Annotated in this window: 13 protein-coding genes and 4 pseudogenes; 9 read left to right on the forward strand and 8 right to left on the reverse strand. The window is 34.5% G+C overall.

Annotated features, from left to right (window positions below):
• The first annotated feature begins 114 nt into the window (after nt 1-114).
• Nucleotides 115-1269, forward strand: coding sequence for an FtsK/SpoIIIE domain-containing protein (locus AC3WVZ_RS32320; RefSeq protein ID WP_233936966.1), 1155 nt, complete (start codon nt 115-117; stop codon nt 1267-1269).
• Nucleotides 1208-1825, forward strand: a complete 618-nt coding sequence (locus AC3WVZ_RS32325) for a replication-relaxation family protein (RefSeq protein WP_197263296.1) — start codon at nt 1208-1210, stop codon at nt 1823-1825. Before AC3WVZ_RS32320 ends, AC3WVZ_RS32325 begins: the two co-directional genes overlap by 62 nt.
• Before the next feature lie 9 nt (nt 1826-1834).
• Here AC3WVZ_RS32325 and AC3WVZ_RS32330 read toward each other — a convergent pair whose 3' ends face one another.
• From AC3WVZ_RS32330 to AC3WVZ_RS32345, 4 genes are all read right to left on the reverse strand, one after another.
• Entirely contained in the window at nt 1835-2065 is a 231-nt protein-coding gene (locus tag AC3WVZ_RS32330; RefSeq protein ID WP_016099630.1) for a helix-turn-helix domain-containing protein, read from the reverse strand.
• A gap of 866 nt (nt 2066-2931) precedes the next feature.
• Nucleotides 2932-3153 (reverse strand): hypothetical protein, encoded by a 222-nt coding sequence (locus AC3WVZ_RS32335; RefSeq protein WP_065486452.1) that lies wholly within the window; start codon nt 3151-3153, stop codon nt 2932-2934.
• Between the two features lie 271 nt (nt 3154-3424).
• A complete protein-coding gene (locus AC3WVZ_RS32340) occupies nt 3425-3553 on the reverse strand; it encodes a hypothetical protein (protein WP_282082078.1) in 129 nt (42 codons plus the stop codon).
• Between the two features lie 75 nt (nt 3554-3628).
• Entirely contained in the window at nt 3629-3856 is a 228-nt protein-coding gene (locus tag AC3WVZ_RS32345; protein ID WP_000999223.1) for a helix-turn-helix domain-containing protein, read from the reverse strand.
• 401 nt (nt 3857-4257) lie between these two features.
• Here AC3WVZ_RS32345 and AC3WVZ_RS32350 point away from each other — a divergent pair, with 401 nt between their 5' ends.
• Complete coding sequence (locus AC3WVZ_RS32350) at nt 4258-4587, forward strand: hypothetical protein (RefSeq protein WP_065486456.1); 330 nt, start codon at nt 4258-4260, stop codon at nt 4585-4587.
• Nucleotides 4588-4776: 189 nt separating this feature from the next.
• Here the strand turns inward: AC3WVZ_RS32350 and AC3WVZ_RS32355 are convergent, their stop codons facing one another.
• On the reverse strand, nt 4777-5319 hold the full coding sequence (locus AC3WVZ_RS32355; protein ID WP_000136353.1) for a hypothetical protein: 543 nt from the start codon (nt 5317-5319) through the stop codon (nt 4777-4779).
• 241 nt (nt 5320-5560) lie between these two features.
• On the opposite strand from AC3WVZ_RS32355, the gene AC3WVZ_RS32360 reads away from it, so the two are divergent.
• Complete coding sequence (locus AC3WVZ_RS32360) at nt 5561-6154, forward strand: methyltransferase (RefSeq protein ID WP_233937013.1); 594 nt, start codon at nt 5561-5563, stop codon at nt 6152-6154.
• A 589-nt stretch (nt 6155-6743) separates the two neighbouring features.
• Here AC3WVZ_RS32360 and AC3WVZ_RS32365 read toward each other — a convergent pair.
• Both AC3WVZ_RS32365 and AC3WVZ_RS32370 read right to left on the reverse strand, forming a co-directional pair.
• Nucleotides 6744-7031: pseudogene (locus AC3WVZ_RS32365) on the reverse strand (recombinase family protein); the annotation flags it as partial.
• Nucleotides 7032-7160: 129 nt separating this feature from the next.
• Nucleotides 7161-7679, reverse strand: a pseudogene (locus AC3WVZ_RS32370) (transposase); the annotation flags it as partial.
• Nucleotides 7680-7782: 103 nt separating this feature from the next.
• Between AC3WVZ_RS32370 and tnpC the strand changes: the two are divergent.
• Nucleotides 7783-9186 (forward strand): IS66 family transposase, encoded by a 1404-nt coding sequence (gene tnpC / locus AC3WVZ_RS32375; RefSeq protein WP_100910632.1) that lies wholly within the window; start codon nt 7783-7785, stop codon nt 9184-9186.
• A gap of 70 nt (nt 9187-9256) precedes the next feature.
• Here tnpC and AC3WVZ_RS32380 read toward each other — a convergent pair.
• Nucleotides 9257-10225 (reverse strand): annotated as a pseudogene (locus AC3WVZ_RS32380) (IS4 family transposase); the annotation flags it as partial.
• A gap of 164 nt (nt 10226-10389) precedes the next feature.
• Between AC3WVZ_RS32380 and AC3WVZ_RS32385 the strand changes: the two are divergent.
• The 4 genes and pseudogenes from AC3WVZ_RS32385 to AC3WVZ_RS32400 form a co-directional block, all read left to right on the forward strand.
• A pseudogene (locus tag AC3WVZ_RS32385) lies at nt 10390-10641 on the forward strand (transposase domain-containing protein); the annotation flags it as partial.
• Nucleotides 10642-11053: 412 nt separating this feature from the next.
• A complete protein-coding gene (locus AC3WVZ_RS32390; protein ID WP_233936967.1) occupies nt 11054-13909 on the forward strand; it encodes a TOTE conflict system archaeo-eukaryotic primase domain-containing protein in 2856 nt (951 codons plus the stop codon).
• Between the two features lie 412 nt (nt 13910-14321).
• The gene (locus AC3WVZ_RS32395) at nt 14322-14888 is read left to right on the forward strand and encodes a plasmid pRiA4b ORF-3 family protein (RefSeq protein ID WP_100910717.1); all 567 of its coding nucleotides are present in this window, start codon (nt 14322-14324) and stop codon (nt 14886-14888) included.
• Between the two features lie 233 nt (nt 14889-15121).
• On the forward strand, nt 15122-15673 hold the full coding sequence (locus AC3WVZ_RS32400) for a recombinase family protein (RefSeq protein WP_006923900.1): 552 nt from the start codon (nt 15122-15124) through the stop codon (nt 15671-15673).
• Nucleotide 15674 lies beyond the last annotated feature (1 nt).

The raw sequence follows: 15674 nt of genomic DNA on the forward strand, positions 1-15674 counted from the left end.
TATTTTTCATTTCAAAAATACAACTTAATAATATCTGAAATATGTCAATTAAACTGTATATGTTTTGACATATTTATTTTAAAAAGAAATTGAAATCCTTTATTTATAAGGGTTTTGCCACTATTTTTTTGCTATTCCCCCTTTTCGAGGGGATGGGCAAAAACACCCAAAATCAAAGCATTTTTTGAAATTACAAAAGTGTGTGTACAACATAAAGGAGAAATGCAGTACCCCGTATTTTTGAAACAAACAGATGATGATATTAGTACAACGTTTGTCTATCGGCTGCCATTAGGTGTGCCGAGTCAGCTCATACAGAAGTTAGCGCAAGTATTAGAGGAAGGGTTGTATAAACCCGTTATGATTTCCTTTCAACAACGGGAGCTGTTTATACGGGTATTCCAGCAATGCATTCCTGAAAAATGGCATTGGTCCAATGAATTGTTACGAGAGAAGACATGGAACGTCATCATGGGAAGAGCGTTAGATCGAATGATTTATCATGATTTTGAAAAAACACCGCATATGTGCGTGAGTGGGATGACTCGTTTTGGCAAGACAGTTTTTCTCAAAAATATGATGACCAGCTTAATTTTACAGCAACCCAGTCATGTGAAATTCTATGTGATTGACTTAAAAGAAGGATTGGAATTCAGCCCTTACAAGGACTTGGCACAAGTAGAAGAAGTGGCGGAGAATCCCATGCAAGCATTTGATATGTTGACACGAATTCGTGAAAAGATGGTGGAACAGGTAGTACGCATGAAAGAATCTTATTTTACCAACATTGTAGATACACCAATCAAAGAACGCTATTTCATTATAGTTGATGAATCAGCGAACTTGTGTCCAACACAGGGATTGCCAAAACAAAAGAGAGATATGCTCTATATGTGTCAAGAAATGTTATCGGAAATAGCGAGGATTGGCGGAGCATTGGGGTTTCGCCTGATTTTTTGTACCCAGTACCCGACTTCTGATACATTACCGAGACAAATAAAACAAAACAGCGACGCCAAGATTGGATTCCGCTTACCGACCGTAGTGGCTTCACAGGTGGCAATAGATGAAAGTGGATTAGAAGAACTTCCATCCATACCAGGGCGAGCACTTTTCAAAATAGATCGTGTAGAAGAAATTCAAGTGCCTTATCTGTCCAATAAAGAAATGTGGAATGCATTAAAACAGTATAAGGTGGTGAAACAAATTGAAACATCAAAAACTAAAACAAAAAGCGAGACAAATCGAGATTTTATCGAGTTTAAGTAAATTGGAATTTGCGTCTAGACGACAGTTGCAAGCCATTCATTGTCTAGGTAGCATTCGGAATGCCAATCGTATTCTGAAGGATTTACGCTCCTACTGTCATGTGACTTCGCACAACCGAGAGTATGTGTATTACCTCAATAAAAAAGGGATGGCATTGCTCGGCATACAGGCGAAAGAACGAAAAAGGAAGCATCAATTAGAACATATTTTATTGCGAAATGAAGCATGGATGTGGTTAGATTTTCCTGATTGGAAAACAGAGCAAGTCATCACTCTGCGCTATCAAGGAGAAGAAAAAACAATTGTTCCAGACGCATTTTTCACAAAAGACAATGTTCCTCACTTTGTAGAAGTAGACCGGCTACAGCATATGAAGGTAAATGAGAAAAAAATACAGTATTATGCTTATTTAACTAACATTTATCAGAAACAACAACAAATTAAGCCCATCATCATCTTTTGTACGATATCTGACTGTAGGGAGAAGCAATTAATGAATTATGCGCTGAAACATAATGTGTATGTACAGACGTATTTGCTACAAGATGTGATATAAAAGGTGAGACTAAAGCCAAAAATCACTATAGTCTACATTTTTATTTGTTAATTTTTTTAAAGCTAAAAGAACTCTCTTACCATTTTTAAAGGATGGATGGAAAGCATCACCTTTACACAAACGACTAATAGTAGATTTACTCAGACCACTCATTTCTGAAACTTCTTTTTGAGTTAATTTATGATGATCTAAAAATTTTCCAAATTTACTTCTAGGCTTATTAATAAAAAACCAATTCAATGGAATCACCTCGAAAATATAAATTTATTATCATCAGCTTGTCCATAAGTTTCAGTTTTTAAAACTTCCTAAAAATTTGGAATGAATTACAATTAAGTTCATAGAATAATAAAGAAGCAATCTAAGAAAGGTGTAATTATTTTGTGGAATATAGCATACATATTAATAGCTACAAGTTGCGACTACACTGAAGTATAAATTGCAACTTGTTGCAAAGGGTATGCTAGTAAAATAAAAAAGCGAAAACTCTTACTCTCGCAAGGAGTTTCGCTTTTTGTATGAATTGAGGAATTGGAGATGGTTAAGAAGAAAACAAATAATTTCACGTACCATAATGTAAAAACATGTAAAATAAAAGGGGGATATCTGAAATAAGGGGTTTTCTCTATCATCCTGTCGATATTTGCTGTATACTAGGGAAGATTAATTAATATGACTTCCAATATGCGGAGTTTAACATGTTTCACTTTTTTCATAGTAACAGCTTCAACAAAAATTAAAATCCCTATGGAAAGCAGGTATATCATACTGGCGTTGTATGGTATACCTGCTTTTTTTTAGTATAGGTAAGCGTAGCAAGGCGCACAGTCTTGGCAACGGAATGGCTATAGAATGAGAGAGTAGTGGCGAGAGGTGTAAAGGGAATCCCCTTGAGATTCACATGCATGTTTCATGCGATTCCAAGGGGATTTTGTGTAGGGATACATGATGAATTTTCCAGTATTCCTCTATATGAGTATATGATATAATCAAGGTGTTCCGTATATTACATTATATTGAACACCCATAGCAAATGCCTATAAGCAGGAGGCATTTTTTCTTATTTTTCCCTTCAGATAAGCTAACGACCTGAAGGGTTTTTATCGTTAGAAAAGGGACAGTTGGATGGGTTCGTGTTCTTCTTTTTCTTGATTTGTACAAGAGATATGTCGATTGTATCCCTTCCCTAATCTTCGCTGCATTTCATCATCTAGTAATTGAATCGCACGCTCTTGTGAGGCTGTATACATGACCACTTCTTGTGTCGGGTATATTTCTCCACTTGGTGCTACGATGGTATAAGAAAGTGTATAGGCACTAATTTTCAAAAAAACGCCTCCTTATTGCGCATAATAGTGAATGCAATAGAATACATACGTGATGAGGACACCTACAAATATGATACCGTATAATTTTAATCCGATCAGTGCGCATTTAGAAAAAATAGATAATCTTTTTTTTAGAAATGTAAATAAAACACCAGCCAAGAATAAGACAACAGAACCACTTATGAGAAAACTAATCAATATTTTCACCTCTTTTTTTGTGTATGCTGTATGATCGGTTATAGTTCTGTTACAACCATCAATTCCAAACCATTCACACAGTGACACAGTGCGTAATATTTGTGGTAAGTAGCTTATTTTTTGGCGTCTGAGGTGTCTGTTGTGGTCTTTCAGAATGTGATACAATAGCTTCATCATTTTTAATTTGTAAAGCGTTTGACATATTTGTCATCCTTTCTGAATGGAAATGATATTGTGGAAAGTCCTCGCAGTCTTGGTGGGTGCTGAGGGCTTTCTATTACTTTCTTTTTTCTTTACCATAAAGACGTTCCATCGCTTCAACAGTGAATAAATATTCTCCACGTTTGTTTCCGGGTTTCAGGAAATACTTAATTAATCCTTGTGTTTTTAACTCGTCGATTATAGGACTATTTTTAATCCGCATTCGTAAGGTGGATTCGTTAATATTCCATCGATAGCTTGCTTCGTTAGTGGTCATAACATCTTGTAGTTTCATGTCATTCATATGCATCTCCTATCTGTTGTAAAGGTCTAATGTCCTCCTTTTCCTATATTATAGGTCTATTGTAATGACTTATAAGTCAATTGTAAATTGATATTTTCAAAAAATTATATTTTTAATTGAACGAACTTGAATATCGAGATAAAATAATGCAATGTGACAAAATGTTCAAACAGAAATGGAGAGAGGCATCGCATGTATCCCAAATGGATTGACAAAATGGCATTTTCAAAAACACATCAAGAGTTATTAATTCAGTTGTATAGAAAGCAAATCACACGAAGAGAATATGATTCTTTGGTGAATGAGCTATATGTTTTAGAAACAAAGGGGATCTCAAAATAAAACATAAAAAAATTATTTTGAGAAGTTTTTGATATGGAAATAGAATGGAGTGAACTGTAATGAGGGGCAATAAAAAAGAAGAGCAAATACAGAAATTCATACTTATGCAAGAAGAAATCCGGCTATGGATTCAATATGTATTTCAGCAATGGGAGAGCAAGAAACAAGAACAGCACAATTCATTTCCGAAATTAGCATATATAGAGACAGTAGCATTTGAAAGCTCAGAATCATATCAAGAAATAAAAAGACTTTCTGTAGGAATGGTGCGGGAGATGAAAACATATAAAAGAGAAAAATTATTGCTACAAATAACGGAATTGCATCAACATATGCAAAGCATTGTGTCAGCTGTCCTAGAAACGATACAAAAATATTCTGCATCCTAATTAATATATATGGTGATATCCCATTTGAAAAAGTATTGTAAGTGAACAGTAAGTAATAAAAAAGAGTAGCTAATAATGGCTACTCAAAATGGAATACATATTATGGATGATTAACAGTTTTCTCATACAAGCTGTACTTTATACAAAAGGTTAAGAACATTATAGGTGGTTTGTATCCTTTGTCTGTTTTTATTTTAAGCATGTTGTTTCAATTTGGATCGAGAACTGGTATTGCTCGTGTGATTCTTCTTCTAACAAAGTAGCGAGCGCTTGTAATTGGTGAATGACTTTCTGTTTTGATTTACGGCCTGTATAGTGGATATGAAAGGATTCTGGAATAGAAGGCTCTATCGGTGCTGACGGAATTGTTGTCGGTTTAGTTTCTGAAATCACGGGCACATCTTGCATTGGGATGGTTGATGGGAGTGTTTGCGTTTGAGCTGGTTCGGTGGAATGAGTATATTCTAGAGTGTTAGGTGTATCTTCTTTGGGAGTAGTTTTTTCTTTTCCTTTTCGTTTTGCCTGCATGTGCCCTTGGGTCGTAATTTCATGTTTTTTATACAAATCATAGAGTTTATTTTTATAGGTTCCTAATCCTTCTAAGATTTCTTTGATTGAAAAGTGCTCTTTCCAATATTGTAGTCGCATCTTTTGTTCTTCCACAGGTAGTGCTTCTAAAGAAGCCAAAGGCAAGAATGTGTTGAGTTCCTCAATTTTTACGATTTCTGTCAATGAAAATCACTCCTCTTAAAAATTGATATGGTGTACAAATTCTATATGAGGACAAAATCTCCTTTGGAAAAGAATGAGTGAGTCAAAAATTAAAAATCTTTTCTTATAGCGTATGAAATATATTTTTAAATTTCAGAATATTTACTTTTAATTTATTTCCTGCTGTGATATGATGTTTCCAACCCTTTTGTATGACATGATTTGACACGTTTCGCAAATAAAAGGGGAAAAGAGGAGGAATATAAGTATGAAACCGTATCAGGTAATCAGTGCTACAGCTTTAGCAGCAATGTTAGTAACAGGTTCATCCACATTCGCATTTGCTGCCGAAAAAGAAACGACCACACAACAAGTCGTAGAAGCATCTCATGTATTCTCACCCCATTTTATTGAACAAACGAAAAATCTAGATGCTATTCCTATGAATAATCTCGATAAAGCGGTTCAAGCAGCTTTGTTAGGACCTGAAATTAAAAAATTAAAAGTATTTGACCATGAATTTAATGTGAAACCAGCTTACATTTCGAAACTAGGCAATCAAACTGTCGTAAATGGTCAAATTTCACATCATTTAAGTTTTCGTTTAGATGATCAAGTCTATTATCGTTTTGTAAAAGAAGATGGGGTAATCAAAAATTTAGAAATTAAAATCGATCGTGGTGGATGGACAAAAATTACAGCACCTATTGGTGCAATCATTGCTCAATATTTTGGCGTTCCGATTACACCAGATCTCCTATCACAAATTGGCCAACAATTAGGAGCTTTAACAGATGGAAAATGGGAATATGCTTCGGAAGCGATTGTTGCCGCAATTGGTTTATATGTAGAATAAACGGTATTAATTACTTTTATATTATTTCATAACAAAAAGGTGGGTTTTACCCAAGAACTACCTTCTTGTTTCTCATATAGTTCGAAAAGTGTGGAATGGAGATATGTAAAGTTACATATGACAAACGCACCATCAATCGTATAAGATAAAGCAAATATGGCAAAAAGAAAAAGTTTCAAAGGGGAGGAATTGAGATGTCAATTGCAATCGCAGTCTTAACATTCATTGGGGGCGTTGCTCCATTAGTTACACAATTGTTAAAAGCATTTATGTAGTATATCGTTTCTAACATGTTGAAAACGTGATAGAATATGATTGTCTGTTATTTGTTTTCATTCATTTGCCCCTTTGGGGCTTTTTTATATAAAAAATAAACACCACATCCGCGGTGTTTAAGGAGAAGATCATCTGAATTTAGTAAAAGTATTAGCATCTTTTATTTTACAGGAAATTATATATATTGGTATTGAGAAAGTTATTCTCTAAATTCGAGATAACAAGCAATACATGCAACGATTATCCCCATAATGAGATAACCAATAGAATATCTATGCCAAGTACAAACATGATGTTTCTTCCCATCTATTGGTTATTTTGCTAGTTGAGTTTCATATTCTTTTACTAATTTATAGAAAGAAGAACGTTTAATTTTATATTTTTTCATCGCTCCCACCGCTGTAATGTTTCCATCGTGCCATTCTTCGTAGGCTTTGATGAATTGTTCGGTAATCTGTACAGGCAGTCTGCCTAACTGTTTCCCTTGCTTCTTTGCAAGTGCGATTCCTTCTGCTTGTCGTTGTTTAATATCATTCCTTTCTTTTTCTGCAAAAGCAGATAGTATGGTAAGGGTCGCTTTTTGTACAGCCTGTTGAATGACACATGCCCATCAACTTAAGAGAACAAATAAACTGAAATTCCCTTCAAAAGGGTTATAAACTGTTCAACAGATTGATTGTTCTTAAAAATCCGCATGCGAAATAAACTCTAACGAGTTTTGTTTTTTAAATTATGCAGCTTTCTTTTGTGCTCTAGCTATACTATACTCATAATGGACACCCATGATATCAAAGACAGTTTTCTTCTCATATCTGTGAGATTTCCGCCCGTTTTTCTCTAGAAGGTGGAACAGGTGAACCAGAAACTTTGTTATCTCTTGGGTGTTTTGTATGGCTTGATAGAGGAGAAATAGATGATCTTGAATCATTCCAATCGCTTTATATTCACTTAATTCTTTTTGCTTCTTCTGTAACAAAAGTTGGCGCATTTTAAACATGGTAGAAGAACATAAGAAAATAGCAATCAGTTTCCCGTATAAATGGCACTCTATTCGTTCTTGTTTAACAGTGCGACAATGATCTATATGAAACAATGATTTCCACGTTTTAAAAACTATTTCTATCTGCCAACGTAAAGAGTATAGTTCATGGACTTGCTTCATCGAAACCCACTCCCACGGAGTGTTAGTTACATATACATTCAACCCAGATAATATTTTACTTTTTTTCGAATATGGTTTTCCTTTTTTCGTAACTACTCAGCCACCTTTCGGTGTCTTTTTTAAATTTTACTAGTTTCATATGCCTCCCATTTGTAAATACTGAGTATATCAAACAGGGGAGGTGAATCTTATGGTCGATCGAAAAATTATTTTAGATACATATAAAAAAGGACCTGAAGCTGTTATTTCTTTATTTGAAGAAACATTTTCTAAGTTAGAAAAACGTATACAAGAACTAGAAAATGCTTCAAAAAAAAACTCCAAAAATAGTCATAAGCCACCTTCTACAGATGGTTTGGGTAAGCCCGTTACAAAAAGTTTGCGCAAACCGTCTCATCGTCAAACGGGTGGCCAGTTGGGCCACAAGGGACATACTCTTGGTTTGACAGCGACTCCAGATCATACGATTACACATTCTCCTACATATTGTACTTGTTGTCATACTTCCTTGAACCACGAGCCTGTAAAAGGGTATCGCATTCGCCAAGTGTATGACTTACCACCTATTCAGATCGAAGTGACAGAACATAAAGTAGAACAGAAAGAATGCCCACATTGCCATTCTATCCAAGAAGCCCAATTTCCTTCGACAGTATCTCGTCCTGTTCAATATGGTCCAAATATAAAAAGACTGATTCCCTATTTAACGCATTATCAATGCATTTCTTTGAAGCGAACAAAAGAATTCTTTCAGGATTGTTTTGGACATTCTATAAGCGAAGGAACCCTGGTAAATCATACACAGGCTTTCGCTTCTCAATTGCAGCCATTCATAAAAGAAGTAAAGGAAAAGATTCTGCAGTCTCCTGTTGTCCATTTTGATGAAACTGGTATGCGTGTAGAAAACAAAACACAATGGTTACATACTGCCAGTACACCGGAGGTGACATTGCAACATATTCATCAAAAACGTGGAAAAGAAGCAATGGATGCTGGAGAAATCTTGCCATCTTTTTCTGGAATTGCGATGCATGATGGTTGGAAATCGTATGATGCGTATACAGATTGTCGTCACGTTTTATGTAATGCCCATCTCTTACGAGATTTACAAGGAATTATAGATAGTACTGGAGAACAATGGGCACAACAGATGCAGAAATTTCTAACGCAAGCGTTGACGATGAAAAAGCAATCCGAAGGTACCATGCCAAAAGCGACGCAAAAGAATCTGTTTATTATGTATCAATCCATATTGAAAGAACAACAGATTCTTTCCACGAAACAAAAGAAGAAAGGAAAGCAGACGCCTTCTCAAAATTTATGGAATCGCTTCGTCAAGTATTCTGACAGAATTCTAGCGTTTTTAGAACATCCAGCCATTCCATTTGATAACAATCAAGCAGAACGGGATATTCGGATGACGAAAGTAAAACAGAAAGTGTCTGGGACTTTCCGAAGTAAGAAAGGCGCAGAATCTTTTTGTCAGATACGAAGCTTTATGAGTACCATGAAAAAACAAAAACAATCGGTCTTACAAGCGATAAACCAAGTCATAGAAACTAGAACGGTTCCTTGGAATAACACGACTTCATAAGAGAATTTCTCTATTTGGCATAGATTCTTTCTCTGATTGGAGTATTTTCTTTTCATGTTTTCGAATCGGAAACATGTATTTGGCCTGTTTTTTTATTTGAAGAAGCTGAGTAGTTACCTTTTTTCTTTTCACTTTCCATTTGTTTTTTTCGTCGTTCTCGTAATTGTTTTTCTGTTAGACGATACAGAACGAGTCGGGCAAACAAAACTTTTTGATCTCCTACATAAACATTACCTACTTCATAAGTTTCACCAGGTAACAAGCGCTCCATCATCATTTGCAAGTTGATTTTTACATATTCTGTCTGTTTTTTGAGTGCACCATTATGAAAAAATGTAGGATTAGGATTTTTGATATATACATTTGAATTTAACTTTAAGCGTGAAATAAAATATGTTCCCCGTTGATCCATTTGATCTAAATCCTCTAATGAAAAATACCCTAAATCACGAATACATAAATCGCCTGGTCGTAACGTATCTAAACATTCTGTGCCGAATGTTTTATCATTATTTTTTCCAGGCCCCACTTGAAAATTAAGAAATTGTCCACTATGTAAATCATATTCTAATTGAATTTTGATTCCAGCTGTTTGCGCACATCCACCTGAACCAGGGTATATATGCTCCAACGTATTAGGTACCTGAAACATGGTGGCATCCATGATGCGAATGCGTTGAAAATGAGCAAGAAGTTGATTAGAAATGTGAGTCTGTTCACAGATTTTTTGTTGTAATAACAAAGAAAAGATATGTTTTAAAAATAACACTGATTTTTCATTAAATCGTTTATTTAAGCCCTCCGGGCTAAGTACAGTACCTGTAACTGCATGAAGCCTACTACATAATCGGACTAAAGAATCACTGGCCACCCTTTGGCTAATCCAAATACAAATGGTAGCTAAATCTGCCCCTGAAAATTTGCGTTTTCTTTTTACAAATTTCATCTCTCTTGCTAGTTCTTCCAAAAAATCAGGTGTGATATAGCGCTGTAATTCTTCTGCAAATGGTTGTAACTCCTCTTGAAGCAAGAGATTCATAAAAAACGTCACCCTTTCTCATAGATTATTAAGAAAGAATAACGTTTTTTTGTACTTTGGGGTAGTAAAAAGGGTTCTGGTGCAAAAAAATTAGGTTAATTGTAAGTAATCTTCTAATTTTGGACATACTGATACGATTACTCTGCAAAAGGGATGTGATCAGTATGAAAAAGGACAATTTGTTTAAATGGAAGCATTACCAACCAGATATAATTTTATTAACTGTACGTTGGTACCTACGGTACAATCTAAGTTTTCGAGATTTGGTGGAAATGATGGAAGAAAGAGGATTATCCTTAGCACATACAACGATTATGCGCTGGGTCCATCAATACGGACCGGAACTGGATAAACGGATCCGATGTCATCTTAAACAAACAAATGATTCATGGCGAGTGGATGAAACGTATATAAAAGGCATCACCATACCATTTCGGGAAAATTGTACGTTTAGACACAATTTGGACACATATCAACGAATTCCTCGTAAAGTCACCAGATTTTAAATTCCTTCGTTACATCTTACATTTGCTAGCGATAAAAGATGTATAATCCCCGTAGCATAAACTCTATCCGAAACGGCATATAACTTTTAAAATTATAATTTTCTAAACAACTAAACCATTATAGCCCAAGGGCAAGGTATTACATACCGCCAGCGTTTACTAAAATATTCAGTGTAAATACATATTAAATGTGTAGTAGAAATTGGACAGTTCTATGTTTTGGGTTTGTATCATTCATCTATAATAAGAACTATAGCTTAAATTAACTTTTTCTTAAAAAGTAGTTACTTTGAGAATGTATTTATGAAGGAGTTTTATTTATATGGTACTTCAAATAGGAAAAAACTACACAATGAAAAATGGAAACGAAGTTCATTTGTTACGTATTTATCAAGATTTCTTTTCTGAAGAAGAGTTTGTTGTAATTAAGCAGGCAGAACAAGTCTTTATTTCAAGAAGATTTGAATTTGAAGCACATATTACGGATGAAAGTAAACGTGTAAAAAGAAGTAATCAAGAAAAAATTTATTTATATCGTTCTTACTTCCGTGGACGTGATACGATGGTTGCTACAAGTTTTACAAATTCCGAAGGAAAAAGGGTTTATTATCCTTGGTGCTTATCACGTAAAAAATACCCTTGTCCTAAAGTGAAAAAATCAACTTTTCCCTGTGTGAACTGTAAAGTTCAAAAATTCCAGTCGATTACAGATAAAATTATTTGGAATCATTTACGTGGCGTAGATCAGGAGGGACGGGAAGCTTTTTATGGTATGTATCCAATGATGGATGATAATCGAGTGTATTTTTTGGCTATCGATTTTGACAAAAAGGATTGGCGGCAATCCGTTAAAGCAATGGTAAATTCTGCAGAATATTTCGAAGTAAATCCACTCTTAGAAATTTCTCAGTCAGGAAATGGATGTCACATGTGGTTCTTTTTTGAAGAAGCGCTCGAGGCAAGGATAGCACGAAATTTTGGGAAAGCTTTGCTGAAATATTCGATGTTAGAGAATCCTGAGCTATCTTTTGACTCTTATGATCGTATGTTTCCGAATCAAAATGAACTCTCTGTTGGTGGTTTTGGAAATTTAATTGCTTTGCCGTTACAAGGAAGTCGAGTCAAAAAGGGATGTAGTCGCTTTATTGATAAAAAATTCAACTTAATTGAAGATGTGTGGGGCGCTCTAGAAAAAACCCCCAAGTTATCAATGATTGTTTTGAAAAAGGTGACTGCCATAATCGAAAAAAAATTGCCTGTAAAATATTATGAATCCAGCACCTCAGATGTAGTGGAAGAACTTTGTTTATTTAAACTTTCCGAGCAAGAAAATCTTATTTTTGAAAAGCCTCTTCGAATAATCGTTACTAGTCATTTAAGCATTCAAAAAGCAGATTTAACAAGTGAAGAGATTGTTCAATTGAAATTTTTAGCTACTTTTCATAACAAAGCATTCTACACAGCGCAAAGAAAACGACTTTCGACAAAAGATATTCCACGAGTTATCAGCTTGGTAGAAATAGATAAAGAGACAATCCTTTTACCGAGAGGATTGAAAGATAAAGTGAAACAGTTATTTCCAAATGTTGAATTTTCATATGAATTCGAGGAAGGAAAAATCATTGACGTCCAATTTGTGGGTGATCTTTATCCTAAACAACAGCAAGCACTTCATGCTGTAGAAGAAAAAGATATGGGGATTTTATGTGCAGGAACAGGTTTTGGAAAAACAATTGTTGCGGCCAAATTAATCGCTGATAAAAAGGTAAGCACCTTAATCTTAGTCCATAATACAAATTTAGCTGGACAGTGGAAATCTCAATTAGAGCATTTTTTAAAGATTAATGACGAGCCCTTTGTGGAACTAACAGAGAAGGGTAGAAAAAAAAGAAAATCTAAAGTAGGCAGAATTTATGGTGGAAAAGAAAATCGTAGTGGCTTAATAGATATTGGTTTATTTCAAACAGTAACAAGATATGAAAACTTACAAAATTTGTTACAGGATTATGGAATGATTATTGTGGATGAAGCGCATCATGTAGCAGCAAAAACTTTTGAAGATGTTATGAAACAAGTAGCGAGCAAATATGTTTACGGATTGACTGCCACACCACAGCGAGAGGATGGTCTAGAAAATATTATATTTATGCGTTTAGGAGAAATAAGTTATACTGCGGAAAAAGAAATCCCAAAGCACATTGAACAAAAATTATTTATTCGCTTTACTTCTTTAGGTGAGCAAATGGCAACTATCACTAATCAAACCATTCATGAAAATTACGAGATGATGATAGAGTCAAAAGATAGAAATCAGCAAATTATTTCTGATATTTTGAGCAACTTAAAAGATAATAGACATATAATCGTACTTTCAAGATATATCAAACATATTGATTTGTTAAAAAATGAATTGGAACGAAGAAATGTAACGGCTCCAATTTATATTCTGAATAGCAAAATGAAAAACAAACAACTACGTGAAGAATTAGCAAATCTGAAACAAGAAGGAAAGCCATTTGTACTATTGACTACAGGAAGTTATGCAGGAGAAGGATTTGATTTGCCAGCATTAGATACATTATTATTGGTAATGCCTATTTCAAGTAAGGGAAACTTGCAGCAGTATTTAGGCAGGTTATTACGTAATCTAGATGAAAAAGAGGACCTCCGTGTCTATGATTATATAGACTATGCGATTCCGATGATGTATCGCATGTATCAAAAGCGACTTCGAACATATAAAAAGCTAGGATATCACCTGTTTGAAGATGAACATACAGAACTTTGTAAGAGTAATTTATTTAGTGAGGGATATGAATCGATTTTACAGAAAGATTTAGCAAATGCACAGCAAAAAATTTTATTGATTATGCCGCATCTTAGTAAGTCTATAATCGAATTTTTGAACGCAGTTAATTTTGTAAGAGGCATTGAGCGGACTTTATTTTTACCCGAAGCAATGATGGGAGATTTAAAATCTCGACAATATGTAGACAAACTGATGGCTATTGGCTATCGAATTATTTTTAAGTGTAATATTCATCAAACCTTTGTAGTCATTGATGGAAACCTGGTCTGGCTGGTGCCGAATCAAGCAAGACAAAAAAATAATGAACTAGCATTAAGAATGTATTCTTCAGAAATAGCAAAACGATTACAAGAACGTTTGGAACAATGATTTTGTAAACATAACAAACATTTTGGCTCAATCAGACACTAATTTAGCTGTTATTAAAATTGTTGTGATGATTACTCATTTAACATTAAAATATGAAAGTGACACAATCGAAAAGTATTATATTAAAAATGGGATACATTTACAATAGGGGTGCTTGACAAGTTTGGACGTAATTTTGATGTTTATTTCCAAAAGATATGATAGGCACTACGCGGATTTATTTAATTTCAATCTTCTAATGAAGAGCAACCTAAATCATAAATACATACATCGGAGGATCGTAATACATTTAACCAATCTGTACTGAATGCTTTATCATTATTTTTTGTTTTTATTTAAAAATTAAGAAATTAGATATGTACCTTATATTTCATATGAAGCATGGGATATCTAAATGAGGGAGGAAACAAAAATGAAATGTTATCAATTACATTTGGAATTAGTGGGGTGTCCTTTCCCTATTTGGAGAAAAGTTATTTTACCTGCGAAATTAACTTTTGATGATTTACATGATGTGATTCAATGCTTATTTCAGTGGGAGCACCAACATTTATTTGAATTCACTGTTGGAAAATATGCTATATCGGATCCGCCTGATTCGAGCATTTCTTTTGCTATGTTGGAACAGACAACACCATCCCGAATGCTACGTGCTCATAGAACCATGCTACTTGAACAAATCAAAAAGAAGGGTCAAATCTTTCAATATGTATATGACTTTGGAGACCATTGGTTGCTCCAGATTCAAGTTGAAGATGTACTCGATCAAAATTCTGATGAAATAACATGCATCGGAGGAGAAAATGCAGCCCCTTTAGAGGATATTGGAGGTATTCCAGGTTATCTTGAATTTTTAGAAGCAATAAAAGATCCTTCACATCCACAACATAAAATGTATGCGGAATGGGACTTACTGAATTTTGATCCTTATTTCTTCGATATACAAGAAGTGAATAAAGGATTAACCTATTGTGATTGAATCATAAGTAAATGATCGTTTCCTTTATATCGATTTGAAAAAGGACCTGATTTTTTTCTATGTAAAAGATTAGGTCTTTTTTCGTGTACAGAAAATTGTATATTTCTGTACACTTTATTTTTTAGTAAAAAACACTACATTTTTTCCTATTATCGTGTCCATAAACAGTGTACAATTATGTATGTTCAGATATCTATCTAAAATTAAATTATTGAACAGGGAGAGACTACAAATTGAAAATTGGTTATGTTCGTGTATCAACTGTAGATCAAAATTTGGATTTACAAATAGATGCTTTAAAGGCGTATGGATGTGATGAAATATTTGAAGACAAGTTGAGTGGCATCGCTGGAAAAAGGCCCGGCCTTGAAAAGGCTCTTCAATATGTGAGACCTGGTGATTCTTTGGTAGTCTGGCGACTCGATCGTTTAGGAAGAACGATGCATCATCTTATCCAAATTGTAAATGAATTAAATGAACAGGGCGTTAGTTTCTATAGTGTACAAGAAAATATCACGATGGATCGCTCTAGCGCTACAGGACAATTAATGTTTCACTTATTTGCTTCTTTTGCAGAATTTGAAAGAAACCTCATTCGTGAACGGACAGAGGCGGGAAGAATTGCCGCAAGGGCTCGGGGACGTTTTGGTGGAAGACCTGAAAAGTTAGGAGAAAAAGAACAACAAATGATACAAACACTCGTGTCTAAGAAAACCCCCATTAAAGATATTGCGCAAATATTAAAGATTTCTCGTACAACCGTGTATCGTTATTTACATAAATAGG

The organism is Bacillus sp. CPT56D-587-MTF, from assembly GCF_058792335.1.

What these genes read in the sequence shown, in the direction of transcription:
- AC3WVZ_RS32350 (WP_065486456.1), top strand. Translation starts at nt 4,258, where the DNA reads ATGAGGGGCAATAAAAAAGAAGAGCAAATACAGAAATTCATACTTATG.
- AC3WVZ_RS32390 (WP_233936967.1), top strand. Translation starts at nt 11,054, where the DNA reads ATGGTACTTCAAATAGGAAAAAACTACACAATGAAAAATGGAAACGAA.
- AC3WVZ_RS32345 (WP_000999223.1), bottom strand. Translation starts at nt 3,856, where the DNA reads ATGAATGACATGAAACTACAAGATGTTATGACCACTAACGAAGCAAGC.
- tnpC (WP_100910632.1), top strand. Translation starts at nt 7,783, where the DNA reads ATGGTCGATCGAAAAATTATTTTAGATACATATAAAAAAGGACCTGAA.
- AC3WVZ_RS32340 (WP_282082078.1), bottom strand. Translation starts at nt 3,553, where the DNA reads ATGTCAAACGCTTTACAAATTAAAAATGATGAAGCTATTGTATCACAT.
- AC3WVZ_RS32395 (WP_100910717.1), top strand. Translation starts at nt 14,322, where the DNA reads ATGAAATGTTATCAATTACATTTGGAATTAGTGGGGTGTCCTTTCCCT.